General features: G+C 38.9%; 21 protein-coding genes and 1 other annotated feature. All 21 genes read right to left on the minus strand.

The annotated features are described in order from the left end of the window. Window positions 1-10: 10 nt before the first annotated feature. Window positions 11-1,147 (minus strand): tRNA guanosine(34) transglycosylase Tgt, encoded by a 1,137-nt coding sequence (gene tgt, locus CEY16_RS04945; protein ID WP_101330846.1) that lies wholly within the window; start codon window positions 1,145-1,147, stop codon window positions 11-13. Window positions 1,148-1,165: 18 nt separating this feature from the next. Next, the gene (gene queA / locus CEY16_RS04950; protein ID WP_101330847.1) at window positions 1,166-2,194 is read right to left on the minus strand and encodes a tRNA preQ1(34) S-adenosylmethionine ribosyltransferase-isomerase QueA; all 1,029 of its coding nucleotides are present in this window, start codon (window positions 2,192-2,194) and stop codon (window positions 1,166-1,168) included. 17 nt (window positions 2,195-2,211) lie between these two features. Next, window positions 2,212-2,412: a DUF2905 domain-containing protein gene (locus CEY16_RS04955; protein ID WP_420795510.1), complete on the minus strand. Its 201-nt coding sequence runs from the start codon at window positions 2,410-2,412 to the stop codon at window positions 2,212-2,214. Further along, window positions 2,409-3,410 (minus strand): Holliday junction branch migration DNA helicase RuvB, encoded by a 1,002-nt coding sequence (gene ruvB / locus CEY16_RS04960; RefSeq protein ID WP_101330848.1) that lies wholly within the window; start codon window positions 3,408-3,410, stop codon window positions 2,409-2,411. Before ruvB ends, CEY16_RS04955 begins: the two co-directional genes overlap by 4 nt. Before the next feature lie 14 nt (window positions 3,411-3,424). Beyond that, on the minus strand, window positions 3,425-4,048 hold the full coding sequence (gene ruvA / locus CEY16_RS04965) for a Holliday junction branch migration protein RuvA (RefSeq protein WP_101330849.1): 624 nt from the start codon (window positions 4,046-4,048) through the stop codon (window positions 3,425-3,427). A 235-nt stretch (window positions 4,049-4,283) separates the two neighbouring features. Next, window positions 4,284-5,003 carry a YebC/PmpR family DNA-binding transcriptional regulator gene (locus tag CEY16_RS04970; protein WP_101330850.1) on the minus strand — a complete coding sequence of 240 codons (720 nt, stop codon included), beginning with the start codon at window positions 5,001-5,003 and terminating at the stop codon, window positions 4,284-4,286. Between the two features lie 22 nt (window positions 5,004-5,025). Then, a complete protein-coding gene (locus CEY16_RS04975; RefSeq protein WP_162297852.1) occupies window positions 5,026-5,787 on the minus strand; it encodes a (S)-benzoin forming benzil reductase in 762 nt (253 codons plus the stop codon). Window positions 5,788-5,858: 71 nt separating this feature from the next. Next, window positions 5,859-6,350, minus strand: a complete 492-nt coding sequence (locus CEY16_RS04980; RefSeq protein WP_101330852.1) for a YhcN/YlaJ family sporulation lipoprotein — start codon at window positions 6,348-6,350, stop codon at window positions 5,859-5,861. Between the two features lie 51 nt (window positions 6,351-6,401). Continuing rightward, window positions 6,402-7,163, minus strand: coding sequence for an NAD(+) synthase (nadE, locus tag CEY16_RS04985; RefSeq protein ID WP_101330853.1), 762 nt, complete (start codon window positions 7,161-7,163; stop codon window positions 6,402-6,404). Between the two features lie 81 nt (window positions 7,164-7,244). Next, a complete protein-coding gene (locus tag CEY16_RS04990) occupies window positions 7,245-7,751 on the minus strand; it encodes a LysM peptidoglycan-binding domain-containing protein (RefSeq protein WP_162297853.1) in 507 nt (168 codons plus the stop codon). Window positions 7,752-7,887: 136 nt separating this feature from the next. After that, on the minus strand, window positions 7,888-9,177 hold the full coding sequence (gene obgE / locus CEY16_RS04995; protein WP_101330855.1) for a GTPase ObgE: 1,290 nt from the start codon (window positions 9,175-9,177) through the stop codon (window positions 7,888-7,890). Window positions 9,178-9,185: 8 nt separating this feature from the next. Beyond that, window positions 9,186-9,668: a Spo0B domain-containing protein gene (locus CEY16_RS05000; protein WP_101330856.1), complete on the minus strand. Its 483-nt coding sequence runs from the start codon at window positions 9,666-9,668 to the stop codon at window positions 9,186-9,188. Between the two features lie 169 nt (window positions 9,669-9,837). Further along, complete coding sequence (rpmA, locus tag CEY16_RS05005; RefSeq protein WP_101331142.1) at window positions 9,838-10,128, minus strand: 50S ribosomal protein L27; 291 nt, start codon at window positions 10,126-10,128, stop codon at window positions 9,838-9,840. Between the two features lie 14 nt (window positions 10,129-10,142). Then, window positions 10,143-10,475 (minus strand): ribosomal-processing cysteine protease Prp, encoded by a 333-nt coding sequence (locus CEY16_RS05010; RefSeq protein ID WP_101330857.1) that lies wholly within the window; start codon window positions 10,473-10,475, stop codon window positions 10,143-10,145. Window positions 10,476-10,486: 11 nt separating this feature from the next. Then, a complete protein-coding gene (gene rplU / locus CEY16_RS05015; protein ID WP_101330858.1) occupies window positions 10,487-10,795 on the minus strand; it encodes a 50S ribosomal protein L21 in 309 nt (102 codons plus the stop codon). A 14-nt stretch (window positions 10,796-10,809) separates the two neighbouring features. Further along, window positions 10,810-10,885: a sequence feature (ribosomal protein L21 leader region), on the minus strand. Between the two features lie 40 nt (window positions 10,886-10,925). Continuing rightward, entirely contained in the window at window positions 10,926-12,356 is a 1,431-nt protein-coding gene (locus tag CEY16_RS05020) for a ribonuclease E/G (RefSeq protein WP_101330859.1), read from the minus strand. Window positions 12,357-12,370: 14 nt separating this feature from the next. Then, entirely contained in the window at window positions 12,371-13,183 is an 813-nt protein-coding gene (locus tag CEY16_RS05025) for a site-2 protease family protein (protein WP_101330860.1), read from the minus strand. Further along, a complete protein-coding gene (locus tag CEY16_RS05030; protein ID WP_162297854.1) occupies window positions 13,176-13,922 on the minus strand; it encodes a M23 family metallopeptidase in 747 nt (248 codons plus the stop codon). The genes CEY16_RS05025 and CEY16_RS05030 overlap by 8 nt, the downstream gene beginning before the upstream one ends. Before the next feature lie 365 nt (window positions 13,923-14,287). Next, window positions 14,288-15,085, minus strand: coding sequence for a septum site-determining protein MinD (minD, locus tag CEY16_RS05035; RefSeq protein ID WP_101330862.1), 798 nt, complete (start codon window positions 15,083-15,085; stop codon window positions 14,288-14,290). Between the two features lies 1 nt (window position 15,086). Continuing rightward, window positions 15,087-15,758 carry a septum site-determining protein MinC gene (gene minC / locus CEY16_RS05040; protein WP_101330863.1) on the minus strand — a complete coding sequence of 224 codons (672 nt, stop codon included), beginning with the start codon at window positions 15,756-15,758 and terminating at the stop codon, window positions 15,087-15,089. A 35-nt stretch (window positions 15,759-15,793) separates the two neighbouring features. Continuing rightward, on the minus strand, window positions 15,794-16,318 hold the full coding sequence (mreD, locus tag CEY16_RS05045; RefSeq protein ID WP_162297855.1) for a rod shape-determining protein MreD: 525 nt from the start codon (window positions 16,316-16,318) through the stop codon (window positions 15,794-15,796). Between the last annotated feature and the right edge of the window lie 2 nt (window positions 16,319-16,320).

Below are 16,320 nucleotides of genomic sequence, written 5' to 3' on the forward strand. Positions count from 1 at the left end.
GACCCCCTTCCTAAAAGTTCTTTGCATTAGGTTTATTAAAGCCATATCGTTCAAAGAATTCATCTCGAAAATCACCAAGGCGATCTTCTCTTATGGCTTGTCTAACATCCTCCATCAATTTTACCAGAAAGTAAAGATTATGATAAGTAGTTAATCTTAAACCCAACGTTTCATTCGTTTTGATTAGATGACGAATGTAAGCTTTCGTATAATTACGGCATGTGTAGCAATCACAGTTTTCATCAAGTGGTGTGAAATCCCTAGCAAATTTAGCGTTTCGAACAACCAGACGGCCATTGGATGTCATGCAAGTTCCATTACGAGCAATTCGAGTAGGAAGTACGCAATCGAACATGTCAATTCCACGAATAGCACCATCAATCAATGAATCCGGTGAACCAACCCCCATAAGATAGCGTGCCTTATCAGAAGGTAATATAGGTGTCGTGAACTCGAGTACTCGGTTCATCACATCTTTAGGTTCTCCTACTGACAACCCACCAATCGCGTAGCCTGGGAAGTCCATTGAAACAAGGTCTTTCGCACTCTGTTTTCTTAATTCCTCATATTCTCCGCCCTGTACAATACCAAATAACCCTTGTGAGTCAGGTTTCTGGTGAGCTTCAAGGCATCTTTCTGCCCAGCGGCTCGTCCGTTCCACAGAAGACTTCATGTATTCATAACTTGCTGGGTATGGTGGGCACTCATCAAAGGCCATCATGATGTCAGAACCTAATGAGTTTTGTATGTGCATCGCCTTTTCTGGAGATAAAAACAATTTCTCTCCATTCAAGTGATTTCGGAAGTGCACGCCCTCTTCTTTTATTTTACGCATATCACTCAAACTAAATACTTGAAATCCACCGGAATCTGTAAGAATAGATCCATCCCAGTTCATGAACTTATGGAGTCCACCCGCTTCTTCAATGATATCTTCACCTGGTCGAAGCCATAAGTGATACGTGTTTGATAAAATCATATTCGCACCCATCTCTTTTAATTCCTCAGGTGCCATAGTTTTAACTGTCGCCAATGTTCCTACTGGCATAAAAACAGGAGTATCAAAAGAACCATGAGGAGTATGCACTCGCCCTAGCCTTGCCCCAGTTTGTTTACAAGTTTTAATATGTTCATAGCTGATCGCCATTTTAAATTCTCCTACCATTTATAAAATAATCATCGCATCTCCAAAACTGAAAAAACGATACCGGTCACGCACAGCCTCTTCGTAAGCACGTAAAATTAATTCTTTAGATGCAAAAGCACTAACTAACATAATTAATGTTGATTTCGGTAAATGAAAATTCGTAATCATTGCATCAATCGCCTGAAAACGATAAGGAGGATAGATGAAAATATCAGTCCATCCACTTGATCCTTTGAATTTTCCCTGTTCATCCCTTGCAATAGTTTCCAAGGTCCTAACAGATGTAGTCCCGACTGCAACCACACTATTCCCATTTTGTTTCACATCATTTAAAAGATCTGCAGTTTCTTGATCCAATTGATAAAACTCTGAATGCATATCGTGTTCTTCTACGTCATCTACTTGCACAGGTCGAAATGTACCTAGCCCAACATGGAGCGTCAGATAAGCAATTTTAATTCCTTTGGCTCTGATACGTTCCAGGATTTCATCTGTGAAGTGTAACCCAGCCGTTGGTGCGGCAGCTGATCCGACTTCTTTCGCGTAGACTGTTTGATAACGATCACGGTCATCCAGTTGCTCTTTTATATAAGGTGGTAAAGGCATTTCTCCTAGTTGATCCAGTACTTCAAGAAAAATACCATCATATTCGAACTTTACGATTCGTAAACCCTGATCACGGATTTCTGTACATTCAGCTGTCAATAATCCATCACCAAAAGAAACACGAGTTCCAACCTTAATTTTTTTGGCAGGCTTAACTAACGCCTCCCACTCATCCTCACCTGTTTGGTGAAGCAATAACATCTCTACCTTTCCCTTTGTCTCCTCTTTTTCCCCAAGAAGCCTGGCGGGAAGAACTTTTGTATTGTTCAAAACGAGACAATCTCCAGGATTAAGATAATCAACAACTGAAGGAAACTGCTTATTTTCTACAGATCCTTTATCTCGATCAATCACCATCAATTTAGAGGCAGCTCGATCTTTCAAAGGAGTTTGAGCAATCAACTCCTCTGGCAAATCAAAATCAAAATCATTAACGTTCATCTATCTAGCACGTCCTTCTATCGAAATCTTCCAATAATGAAAAATATTAAGCTTAAGATAATGCTTATCACAATCGATGTCACGATTGGAAAGTATATGGTCGTATTTCCTTTTTTAAATGTAATATCTCCAGGGAGCTTTCCAATTAAGCCCCAGACTAGTCCAATGATGACAAACAAGACTCCTATGAAAATAAATAACTTCCCGATGTCCGTCAAGAGTTATTAACCTCCCGATTGAGATGTTCATATGATTTCATCGTAGCCACTCTTCCTCGTGGTGTCCTTTGTATAAACCCTTCTTGTAGCAAAAATGGTTCATAAACATCCTCAATTGTCTGTGATTCCTCACCGATTGTCGCCGATATTGTGTCTAAACCTACTGGGCCACCACCGAATTTATCAATGATCCCAAGAAGATACTTATGATCGATATGATCCAATCCGTGCTGGTCCACTTGAAGCATTTTAAGAGCTCTCTTAGTCGTTTCATAAGAGATTTGAGCTTCTTCCTGTACTTGTGCAATATCACGCACTCGTTTTAGTAAACGGTTGGCAATACGCGGAGTTCCTCTGGACCTTGAAGCAATTTCCCCAGCAGCTTCTGCATCGATTTCAATTTCAAAAATATCTGCTGTCCGTCTGATGATTTGGCTCAAGTCCTCCATATTATAAAATTCTAAGCGGTTCAGTATACCAAAACGGTCACGCAAAGGTGCAGAAAGGAGTCCAGCTCTTGTTGTGGCACCTACTAATGTAAAAGGTGGTAAGTCAAGGCGGACCGACCTTGCACTTGAACCTTCACCGATGACAATATCCAGAAAGAAATCTTCCATAGCAGGATAAAGGATTTCTTCTACTGATCGAGGTAAGCGATGAATCTCATCAATAAATAATACATCCCCGATTTCTAATGAAGATAAAATGGCAGCCAAATCTCCTGCTCTTTCAATTGCTGGCCCTGAAGTTGTCCGAAACTGCACATTCATTTCATTAGCAATGATGGATGCCATTGTCGTTTTACCAAGTCCAGGTGGCCCATATAACAGAACGTGATCTAATGATTCCTCACGCATTTTTGCAGCTTCTATAAAAATGCTAAGATTTTTCTTTGATTCATTTTGTCCGATATATTGTGCTAATGTGGAAGGTCGTAAACTCTGTTCCACTTGTGTATCGTCTGTTTGTAATTCACCCGATACCATTCGATCGTCCATTCTTTCACCCACTTTTAACGTTTACTCGTTAATAATTGTAGACCTTTTTTCACGAAATCATCCGTCGAATGGCCGTCATAAGCCTTCAATTTGCCCGAAATCCGGTTGATTTCACGTGATGAGTAACCAAGCGCCTTCAAAGCTTCAAGAGCTTCGTCCGCCCCTTCTGTGGACATCGTAGTGATATTCACTGATCCTGCATCAGGTTCAGTCATAGTTGCACCACCACTATGCATCCATTCGTCTACTTTACCTTTCAAATCTAATATCATCTGGCGGGCAGTCTTCTTACCAACGCCCGGGAAATTCGTCAAGAATCCATCATCCTCATGCTCGATGGCCAATGCAAAATCATGCGCAGAAGTCTGACCGACAATCGATAAGGCGTTCTTGGGACCTATTCCAGATACATTCAATAACTTTTTGAACAGAGACTTTTCTTCTTGCTCTTTGAAACCGTATAAAATTTGTGCATCTTCACGCACATGGAAATATGTATATATTTTAACTTCTTGCTCGATTTGTCTTTGAAAATTATAAGGGTTAGGGCTATAAATTTCATATCCTATGCCTGATACATCAATAACTAGATGGTCTTCGAAGACATCTTCTAACTTTCCTTTTATGTATGCGTACATATCGTTCCTCCTGAATTGACTACAACGAATTCTTTAAAAATGAACAGATGTTCTCCATTTATTTTAACATGTTCTATACCTGAATGTAATTGTTACCTGTTTGCTAATTTACAAAGAAAATATTAGGTTTTTAAAACAATTTTTGGTGCCAACTGACTTATTTTTCTATCCTTTAATTACTTTCTTAAAGTGTAAAAGTTCCACACAACTATCGCATTGAGTGGAACTTCTACAATTACTGTTTATTGTGGTGAATATCTTGAACGTCATCCAAGTCTTCAAGCATATCAATAAGTTTTTCCATATCTTCGTCATGTTCTTCGATTACCTCTGTATAAGTATCTGGAAACATCGTTAATTCTGCCACTTCAAACTCATAAGATTGATCAAGCGATTGTTTAACTTTGTCGAAATCATCCACAGAAGTGAAGACTTCAAACACTTCATCACTAGCTTCAACCTCTTCACATCCAGCCTCGATCGCCTCTAACATGAATTCGTCCTCGTCAACGTCCGTTTTCGTACGGTCGATTACCATATAACCTTTTCTTTGAAACATGAAAGATACACAACCGTTTTCACCAAGGTTCCCGTTATTTTTTGAAAAAGCATGTCGAACCTCTGATGCAGTGCGGTTTTTGTTGTCAGTAAGTACATCCACCATTACAGCAACTCCACCAGGGCCATACCCTTCATAGGTCAGCTCTTCATAATTTTCACCGTCTAAATTACCAGTCGCTTTATTGATTGCACGGTCAATATTTTCATTAGGCATATTATTAGCTTTTGCTTTATCTACCGCTAGTCGAAGAGATGCATTGGTTTCAAGGTCTCCCCCACCCTCTTTAGCAGCTACATAAATCTCTTTCGCCAACTTCATAAAAATTTTCCCGCGTTTAGCATCTTTAGCATTTTTCTTGTGCTTAATATTATGCCACTTAGAATGTCCGGCCATGATAATTCCCCCTTAGGTCGTACTATTTGCTTAAATCATTGACGTGATAAACTTTTCCGTTTTGGATTGATTGACGTTCAACGATCAATTCCGTCATGAGATCAGCTACTTCTTTAGGGCTTCTTAGCTCTCCGTTTTCTTTCAGTTGTTTGAACTTATCGACTGCTTGGAAAGAGTGCTCATCTGTTCCTCTAATTTCTTTTTGCATATCTGTATCCATCACACCAGGACTGAATGCCACATGCATATCACCAGACTTGAGAGCCTCTGCTTCGAGTGCTGCCGTTTCCGTATACATATTAACTCCTGCTTTAGTCGAACAATAGGCGTTCCAACCATACATACCATTTTCAGCTGCGCCAGAAGTTACATTAACTACGAAAAGATGTCCAACTTCTACATCTTTTTTTATCGTATTCACTAACAACATAGGAGCAGTCAAGTTGACAGCAACATGTTGTGCAATCGAATAGTTTTTTAGTTCACCAACTGGTCCCATAGGTGATACCATCCCAGCGTTATTCACAATCAATAACTCTTCGATTTCCTTTTGATTCGTAAGAGATACGACTATTTCATGTAATGTATCGTTAAAAGCTTCTAAGTCACTCAAATCACAAGAATGATGGAAATAGGAACGGCGGTTTTCGTTCGCAAGATTTTTAAGCTCATTCGTTTTTCTTTTTCTAGATATCGTAATCAGATTATAATCATTCTTCAATAAATTTTTAGATACTTCTAAACCTAAACCCCTGGAAGCACCCGTAACAATTGCAAATTTCATTTGTTTTCCCCACCTTTTTGTAATATGTAAAGAAAAGAGGTACTTATCCTCTTTTCTTCTTCCACTTTCCATTAATCAGTATCTTCAATACGATTATTATGCTCGCCATCTACAATTACATCTATATCGGTTCGCCCTGTTATATTTTCTACTACTTCTCTAACTTTTTCAACAGCTTCTTCAGGTTCTGTCCGACTTTCAAGATTTATTGCGACAGTGATTTTTTGAGGTCTTATTGAAACCCCAGCTTGTCTTACTTCTTCTAATCGTACGAGTTCATAGTAAATTTGTCTCTCACGCTCGACGCGTTTGCCGGTATCATCCGACATCGTGCCACCACCACTAGTATTATCCATGGTACCCTCGAGTTCTTTCTTTTCATAATACTCATAAGGGTTCTCGTACAAATTGTATCGAATGAGCTCTTCATCCGTAACCTTTTCATCTGTGTGAATCTCTGTGATTTGTTCACTATTCGTCAGACTATTGTCTTTTCTAGGATCGACATAAGTACAGGCTGAAAGCAAGACAACGGTTAATAAGATCAACATCTTTTTTAACATGAAAACACCTCCGTTTCATTAGTTTGAAATAAGAGGTGCTTCATCATGCGTTTATTCTAATGTGAAATAATGGAAGTCCGGCGGAGATTTAGGCAGAGCACGCTTATGAGACGTTTTATTGTGCATTTTCTCAATCGTTTCGACATCTTTTTCGTCGAGATCTTTATCACCTTTAAGATAAGCATCTATGACATCGTAAGAAACGCCCATCTCTTCCTCATCAGTTTGGCCGTGCCATAGCCCTGCACTCGGTGCCTTCTCAATCACTTGATTCGGTACACCCAATTCTTTTGCTAATTCACGGACTTCAGATTTCGTGTAATGCAGTAAAGGTACGAGGTCAACGCCACCGTCTCCATACTTAGTGAAGTAACCTGTATACCATTCAGCGGCGTTATCTGTACCGACAACTAAATAATTGTAATTCGTTGCTACTGTATAGAGTGTGCTCATACGTAGTCTTGCACGCAAATTAGCATCAGCCAATTGGGCGCGTTGATCATTCCATTCCTTTTTATGTTCAATACCTTGTTGGATAGAGCCGAATAAAGAGTCATGCTGTGTTGATAAATCCACTACTAAATGATCAAGCTCTACACCTTTAACAACTGCCTGGGCATCGGTCTGGTCTTGATCACCACTTTTACATGGCATGATTACACCCAATGAATGTTCAGGCATTGCACGCTTAATCAGATATCCGACGACAGAAGAGTCGATTCCTCCACTAAGCCCAACTACTAAACCATTTACATTGGCTTCTTCTACTTGTTGCTGCAACCATTTCGTCAATTGATCGATATGTTTTTCCATAATCAATTCCCCTTCGTCTTTCTGCAATAAGTGATATTCTACCACACATCAGAAAGGGAGAACAAAGAGAAGCTAGTCTGTTTAATAGTGATATGGTGTGCCAGTGCAAGGATTGTAATAGTACGGATAATATCCTCGGTAAGGCTCTGACGGCTGATAATAATAATTCAGCTGGTACGGGACATAATCCTCTGGCATGTTTCCACTGTTGTTATCTGGTATATAAGCGCCTGGCTGACCGTACCATGATTGATGCAACCAATCTTCATGAGTAGCCTGGTCATAGGGTTGAATGGTTTTATCTAAAAAAACATGCTCATCTTCTCTGATTTCTGGGGCATATTGACGAAAGTGTTTACCACTTGTGTTGTACGTTTCCTTTTCACTCGAATGATTTCTTTCAGAATTTGACGAAATTACAGGCTCTAGCTGTACTTCTTTGTTAGGCACTTTCAATTTCATCCCTGCCATAAGAGATTCTGGTGAAGATATTTGTTGATTCATACCTAATATTTCATCCAAAGTAATATCATACTTTTCAGCAACCGATGCCAATGTTTCATTCTTTTTGACCACATGTATTTTCATTGTCATGCTCCTCTCCCTGTTATTTTGCAATTTTTTTGCTACTAACAAGATATGCATACAATGAAATAAGTTGAGTCAATTGCCTATAAAAATATACAGCTTTTGAATGATTGTATTGCATGTGAGTCAGACAAAATTAATCGATGAATTCGAATTCGTAATCTAAGAGACGGACAGTGTCTCCATTTTCGGCCCCTCTTTTGCGTAAAGCATCATCAATTCCCATATGACGCATTTGTCTCGCAAACCGCCGCACTGATTGATCTTGATTGAAATCAGTCATCTTGAATAATCGTTCTATTTTCTGTCCTGATAATACATAAGCACCGTCAGGATCACGTGTGATTTCAAACGATTCATCGTCTTTTTCGAATTTGTAAACTACACGCTCTTGCTCATCTTCCTCAGGCTTCGATTCAAAGATATCCTTCGGCATTTGATCCAGTTTATCCGCTATTGCATACAAAAGTTCCTGGAGCCCTTCTTGAGTATAAGCGGAAATAGGTACTATCGTTGTACCTTCATCAAAATGAGCTTTGAATTTTTCTACTTGCTCTTCGGAGTCTGGCATGTCCATTTTATTTGCTACAATTATTTGAGGGCGTTCGAGTAATTTTTCATCATATTGTTTCAACTCTTCATTAATTGTGATGAAATCCTCATAAGGATCACGACCTTCAAGTGCTGACATATCAACAACATGAACAATAACCCTTGTGCGTTCGATATGTCTTAAAAATTGATGACCTAAACCTACTCCTTCATGAGCTCCTCTAATCAGACCTGGCAAGTCAGCTATGACAAAACTACGATCATCTTCCGTTCGCACCATTCCCAAGTTTGGGGCAAGGGTAGTGAAATGGTAATCAGCAATTTTTGGTTTTGCTGAACTCACTACCGATAAAAGAGTCGATTTCCCGACGCTGGGAAAGCCAACTAAACCTACATCGGCTAAGACTTTCAACTCTAACTGAACATCATTCTCTTGACCAGGCTCCCCGTTCTCCGCAATTTCAGGAGCACGATTTCTAGCGTTGGCGAATTTGATATTCCCACGTCCGCCTCGACCACCTCTAACGATGATCGCCTGCTGTTTATGTTCAGTTAAGTCCGCTATCAATTCACCAGTTTCTGCATCACGTACAATTGTTCCTGGTGGTACTGGTACTACCATAGGCTCAGCATTTTTTCCATGCTTACCTTTGTTCATGCCGTTTTCACCACGGGAGGCTTTAAAATGACGCTGATAACGGAAGTCCATCAATGTATTCAGACCTTCGTCCACTTCGAAAACCACGTCTCCGCCATTCCCGCCGTCACCACCTGCTGGACCACCCATCGGTTCATACTTTTCACGACGAAAAGCGACGATTCCGTTCCCACCGTCACCTGCTTTTACAAATACCTTGACCTGATCGACAAACATGTTCTCACCTACTTATATTGGTATATTACTTCCAACCCTTGTTCTAGTTTATTTACTTCTATATTCTTTACCGAGTTTAATTTTTGTAAAACTTCTTCTGATTGCTTATTAAATTGGTAAGCAACTTTATTTTCATTTATTGTTATATTCACATCAACAGGGGGAGTCTGGGACAGTTTTTCAAAAAGAGCTTGTCCATCCCTTTTCATTTGATGATCATGATGTTTTAACTCTTCCCCGATATCCTCTATATAGAATTCGATAGTAAGGTTTTCGTTCGTATACTTTTCATTGAACAACCAAAGAGGAAATTCTTGCGACTCAATAGCCTGCAAAAGTCTCTCTGAAGAAAGTCGCTTGATTAGCGCTTGAATCTTCTTATTCGAGTACTCATACTTGCCCATGGATGCGAAACCTTGAATCAGTTGTAAATCGTTGAGCAAATCGTGCCTATAATGCCTTAACAGCTCCAATACATCTGAATCCTTCACCCAATCACCCTTCTCGTTTTACACTTATCATACCATAAAATTGAAAAGATAAAGGGCAACAGGAATTTGGCCACTTCTGAGTATAACTACCCTTATAGAATGATTGATAATAAGACCTAAACAAAAGAAAAAGCTGACCCTCGATTGAGCCAGCTTATATCATATCTAATTATGCTTCTTGAACTTCTGGATAAACACTTACTTTTTTGCGGTTACGTCCGTAGCTTTCGAAACGAACAACACCGTCAATTTTAGCATAAAGAGTGTCATCTCCGCCGCGTCCAACGTTATATCCTGGGTAGATTTTCGTACCGCGTTGGCGATAAAGAATAGATCCACCAGTAACTAGTTGACCGTCAGCACGTTTTGCTCCAAGGCGTTTGGATTCGGAATCACGTCCGTTCTTCGTACTACCTACACCTTTTTTCTGCGCGAAAAATTGCAAGTCTAAACGTAGCATCATTTTGCACCTCCTCAGTTTTTCGAGATGTTTATATATTGGCTATAATCTTTTTCAATCGTTTGAAACGTGACAAGCATGCCTTGTAATAAGGTCTGGGCCTTTTCGAATTTCTCAGCTGACATATCGTCAGGTAGCATCATTCGTAAGTATCCACCTTCAGCACCTTGATCGATTTCAGGTTCGATTTTGCAAATCGAAATGATCGAATTGACTGTCCCGAATGAAACGGCCGAAACGGCTGCACAAACGAGATCATGTCCATGAGGACCGCTATTAGCATGTCCTGATAATTCAAACCCGATGATTGTTTCATCTTTATTTTGAAATACCATCATTTCAATCATGGCCAAAATCCTTACGCGTTAATTTTGTTTACCGTCAATTTAGTATATGGCTGACGATGACCTTGTTTACGCTTGTAGTTTTTCTTTGGCTTGTATTTGAATACAGTGATTTTGCGGTTACGACCTTGTTTTTCAACTTTAGCCGTTACAGTTGCACCATCAACAAATGGAGCACCTACTTTTGCAGAATCACCACCAACGAAAAGGACCTTATCAAAAGTTACTTCTTCGCCATCAGCAACGTTGATTTTTTCAACATAGATTGTTTGGCCTTCTTCAACTTTGAATTGTTTACCGCCTGTTTCGATAATTGCGTACATTCTCTGCACCTCCTCTTTATACTCAGACTCGCCATCGAGGTACTTGAATCTACAAGTTTTAAAACCTCTTTTGAGCGGTTGTAGCAATCGGGTGCTACATGAAAGCATAACATATAGATGTTATCACGGATTAAAAAAGTTTGTCAACCTTTTTTCCTTGCTTCTGCAAACGATTCAAGAGCCATTCCGCTTCTCCAATTTTATATAATTGATAAGGCTTTTGCAATGATAAATTTTCGGTTAGATATAATTCGAAGTGGAAATTGTGCTTTTCATTTAAGTTCTTTAGATAATCTTTTGAAAAAATACCTCTTTCAGCAACAGTACCTACGTCAAGATGGACTACATCAGCCGTATTCGTCTTATGCATGAGTAAATCTTCTTCTATTTTATATCTGAAATACTCATCGCTATTTAGTTGATGATTTAATGTGACACCGAATTGTGTATATACATCGGGGTACACTCTTTTTCTAGTCAGCTCGAGGAAACCTAGTTTCGTAAAACCAACGATATGAATAGGAATAGAATCTTTTCTAATCTCTTCCTTCATAATGGAAAGGATCTCTTGTTGATCTTTTTTGGAAGCCATATTAATGAAATCGATAATGATCGCACCTGAACTTTGCCTTAAACGTAATTGTCTTAAGCTTTCTCTTGCCGCTTCGGAATTAACTTGTCTCACCATTGTTTGTGGAGACCCTTGATGTCTGAAGCTACCTGTGTCAACGTCAATAACCGTAAACGCCTCTGTACGATCTACCGTTAAATTCGCTCCATTTTTTAAAGGCACATGGCGAGTGGTCAACCGTTCAATCAAAGTAGCCATATCAAACGGCTTATGATTAAAAAATAACCGATCGAATTTGATTTTTTCTGCTAACCTATAATGACGCTGTTTTGCATGCTGCTTAAGCTCGGTACTATCGACCACTATCTCATCGATTTCTTCAAGCGAGAGCCTTGATAAAAAATCGTCCCAAACATTCGGACCCCTAACGATCAACTTTGGTTTCTTTTCGTCACTTGCAACTTGCTCTAGCTCTCTCCATTTAGAATTTAAGTTTTGCAAGACCTTAGAAAATTCATCAAAATCAATGCCTTGTGCGGCCGTGCGAATGGTTACTCCTCCGTCCATCTTGAGGGATTTCCAGTATTGTTGAAGCCTGTCCTTTTCTTCCTCATTCAGTTTGGAAGATACTTTGCACCCATTTCCAAAAGGGGAATAGACGAACCATTCATTCTTCCATTCAATATGTTTGGTGACTGTTACCGTTTTCGATTGTCGTGGCGTTTGAATAACCTGCACAATGATTTTTTGACCATTGTGGACTTTTTGATCAGCAGAGTTTTTTCCCAACGCTAAATAAGCGACATCACCTTCAGGAAGGTTCACAAATGCCGCTCCAATTCTCTGGTCCACATTCTTTACAGTCCCCAAAAAGATGTCACCTACGTGATAATCATCACGGTTCTGGAACAAAACATTATTCAGTTCCCCATCTGTTATATCCATTAACATCTGTAATTGTGTAGTTGACTGAATCAACAGTTTTCTCATATATCTTAACCCTTTCAAGCCTGATCGTGAAAATAATTATTAATAAATTCTTCCTCACTAATAATACTATCTTCTCCTCTTGTTTGATAGCGAATATAATGATATCGATTCATTTTGAATCGAGAAATGATTTCAGGGAAACTCGTCTGACTAGAAACCTCAATGATATGAGGAGGATCGTTATTTTTTTCGTAAAAAGTAGCACGATTAAGTACGTGTCTGATCAAAAAGATGAATTTATTTTGAAAAGTCATCCAATTATCTATCAGAAGAAACATCGAAAAAACTGACAAATGAATACTATAATAACCCATTATAAAAATTATAACATTGCCAAATAAAATAATTGTAAAAGAAACGATGCTCATACAGATTATAGCTCGGTAAAGAGAAATCCATTTATTCATCATAATAAAAACCAACCGTCCTCCATCAAGAGGCATAATTGGAATTAGATTGAACCCTAAAACAAGTAGGTTGATGAGCCATAACCGTTCAATCATAATATGCTCACCGAAAGATAATGGCATAGCCCATAAAAAAACAGCGATCCAAACATGTTGGATCGGCCCTGCTAGAATAACAATCAATTCTTCTTTCCTCGGTCGATTGTAGAAATCCTCCGTCTCCATAACCCCGCCAAAAGGCCATAGAACCAGTCGACGCACATTCCATTTAAAATACTTAGCTGCAACAAAATGACCCAATTCATGAATAGTAACAATGACTAAAAAGCTGAACAATTCTATGAACATCCCCAAAAAATAACTGGCAATCAGCATTAAAAATAGTAAAGGATGAAGATAAATTGTGCGTTCTTTATTCATCAGAATCCCCAAGTATTATTGTGAATGGGTCGAGGAACTGTTCACCATCTTGAACTGAAAAGAACATGTTCGTAAATCCGACACTTTCATCAGGGTTTACCGTAGCGATCGGATTCCCCTCATCAACGAATTGATAATGAAAGACGTCAATTGACTCTAAATGTCCATATACAGATTTTTGTCCATCAGCATGCTGCAGAATAATCGTTTGACCAGTTTCAGGCTTCGTTCCTGCAAAAATAACTGTTCCACGCTCTAGTGGAAAAACTTGTTTTTGTTCATTTACTTTAATGTAAACACCTTCATTGAATGTCTTTACATCTTCTTGATCGATTCCGCTTACTGGGATCGTACCATCCGATTGACTCGCTTCCGTATATGGCTTGTCTCTTCCGAAGGATAAAAATGAAGTAGCAAAATGATCATCATACCAAGCTTGTACAGTAGCAAATGGCAAATCTTCAGTCAGTGCATCTTGAACGAATGATTTAGGCTTTTCCAATAATGCGTAGGATGTTTGTTCCAAAATCAACACTGTCAAAAATAATATGACAGCCAGAAAAAGCTTGTGAACTCTCACTTGCTTACGATTCACTTCTTTTGTGTCAGTTGAAGAAGGAAAAGAAGTATGGCCGTATCTTTCTTCGTCATCCAGAAGTGAAAAGGAATGACTTTTCTTAGCATTCAGTTGCTTTCTTCTAGAAATGTTATTTCGAATCTGATCTAAATTTCGCTTCATCTTCACCAATCCCTTTAGCATTTGTACTAGCCTATTCGGAATTAATGAGAGATATGACAAGCTTTAAAAGGGTCCATATAAAAAGGCACTGTTAAAATTTGTTGTTGATTCTACTGAACCGCTTTGAAGCTTTCGCATGCCTAGGGGCTTGCCCTCCACTAATTTTCCCATCATTACCATTCTGGAAAAAATGGATTTTGGCCTACGCTTATCCCATAGCCGTCTCGGCTTCACGCGATTCATCGAAATCATTAGGGTAAATCTGTTCTATATGATCTACTTTATCAATAGTTAACTTTAACGAATGTATTATAAAAAGGCTGTCGAGAGTTTCTCGACAGCCTAAGGGTTGTTTCATGTTATTTTTAAGCCCTCATACCTAACATCTTTTTCATTTTAGTAAGCAATCCTTTTTCTTCCTCCATTGAAATCAATGGAACGGATTCCCCCAAAATTCTCCTTGCGATATTACGATAACTGATGGATGCTTTCGTATCTGGCTGGAAAGCGACAGGCTCACCGTGATGGGAAGCTTTGATAACATCTTCATCATCCATCACTACTCCTAAAAGCTCAATAGACAATGTGGATACGATATCATCAATACTTAGCATATCTCCGCTATCCATCATGTGTTTTCTGATACGGTTGATGATCAAGTGAGGTGGTTCAAGGTCTTCTTGTTCTAATAGACCAATAATACGGTCGGCATCACGGACGCTTGATTTTTCAGGAGTTGTTACTACAACTGCTTTATCTGCGCCAGCAACAGCATTTTTATAGCCCTGCTCAATTCCTGCTGGACAATCAATTAAAATATAATCATAATCAGCTTTTATTTCATCCACAAGTTTTTTAATTCCTTCTGGAGAAACTTGGTTCTTATCTGAAGTCTGTGCAGCTGGAAGTAAGTGTAGACAGTCGAATCTTTTGTCTTTGACGAGTGCAGCTTGCAATTTGCAACGTCCTTCCAGTACATCAACGATATCGAAAATAATTCGATTCTCCACACCCAGAATTACATCCAGATTTCTTAAACCAATATCTGTATCGATCAGACAAACCTTCTGATCAAGTAATGCCAAAGCTGTACCTACATTCGCTGTAGTCGTCGTTTTTCCTACGCCACCTTTTCCTGACGTAATGACAATCGATTCACCCATCTCACAATCCCCTTTCTGACAGATCCGCTATACTTGGGCGGATTTTTTGTAAATGTTGTACCTGGTTTATTTCAATTTGATCTGTTTCTAAATTGATATATGCGAATTCCCGGTCCGCACCTTCTGTTTCATAATCAGGTGCCCGGCTGATTTTATCAGCAATTCTGATTTGGTTCGGATTCATATAAGAAGTCATTACCACACATTTTTTATCCCCATCATAACCTGCATGTGCGATGCCATTCAGTTTACCCATAATATAAATGTTTCCAGTAGCTTGGATAGTCCCACCAGGGTTGACGTCTCCTAATAATAGAGCATCTCCTTTGATTTTATGGACCTGCCCTGAACGGATGGTTTTCATAACTGTATGGAGTGTTTGATTTTCTAGCCATTCATTGGCTTCTACTTTTGAGATGACATTTGATTCGATTGTTTTGATCTTCAAAGCACTATTATTTTCAACAATATCACGAATCATCTGTTCTTGTTCTTCATTAACATAACGATATTGCATATCTACTGTTATTTCAGTCATGTCTTTTGCAATACTCGATGTCACTTTTTCTTCTAGTTCCTTTAAAATTGAATCAAATGAACAACGATCGTCTAGGTAGACAATGATGCCATGGTTGGTTCCTTTCATGGTGATCAAATGATTAGATTCCATCATCGAGGTAACACCCCATTATCTGCGTTTGGTATTTGTCATGATTCTTTCTCTTTCTGCCAGGATGATAGCCATTTAACGGAGAGTGGATAAACAATCAAAAAGAATAATAGATTTATCAAGACCGTCGGAATCAAACGACTCTCTACATAAGTATTAAAGTCGAGATTGATATGACCAATCAAAAGGTATGCTCCGAATATCAAGCACTCTGCTATAACGAGCCCTAAAGTAACTGACAGCATTGCCACGTAAAAGTTCTGATGTAATAATTTTTTCAAAAGATGAATGATATACAAAGTTACTGCGTATGCTAAGAAATATACTCCGAGTAAATCTGTATATACTAAATCAATAATTAAAGCGAATATCATTCCGTTTATGATTCCATGATAGCTTAGTGGGCTATCAAAGAATAGTAGAACCAAAATGGAAAAAATCAATACCCAGTGAGGAATATATTGGACCTCAAGTTGTAATAGAGGTGCTGGCAAAAGCCCAGTAGCTATGCTTTCCAGTACAAGTAGTCCAAATAAAATCCCAGGAATAATGTATATCTTCAATA

The organism is Halalkalibacillus sediminis (assembly GCF_002844535.1).
In the GTDB taxonomy this organism is placed as follows: Bacteria; Bacillota; Bacilli; order Bacillales; family Alkalibacillaceae; genus Halalkalibacillus_A; species Halalkalibacillus_A sediminis.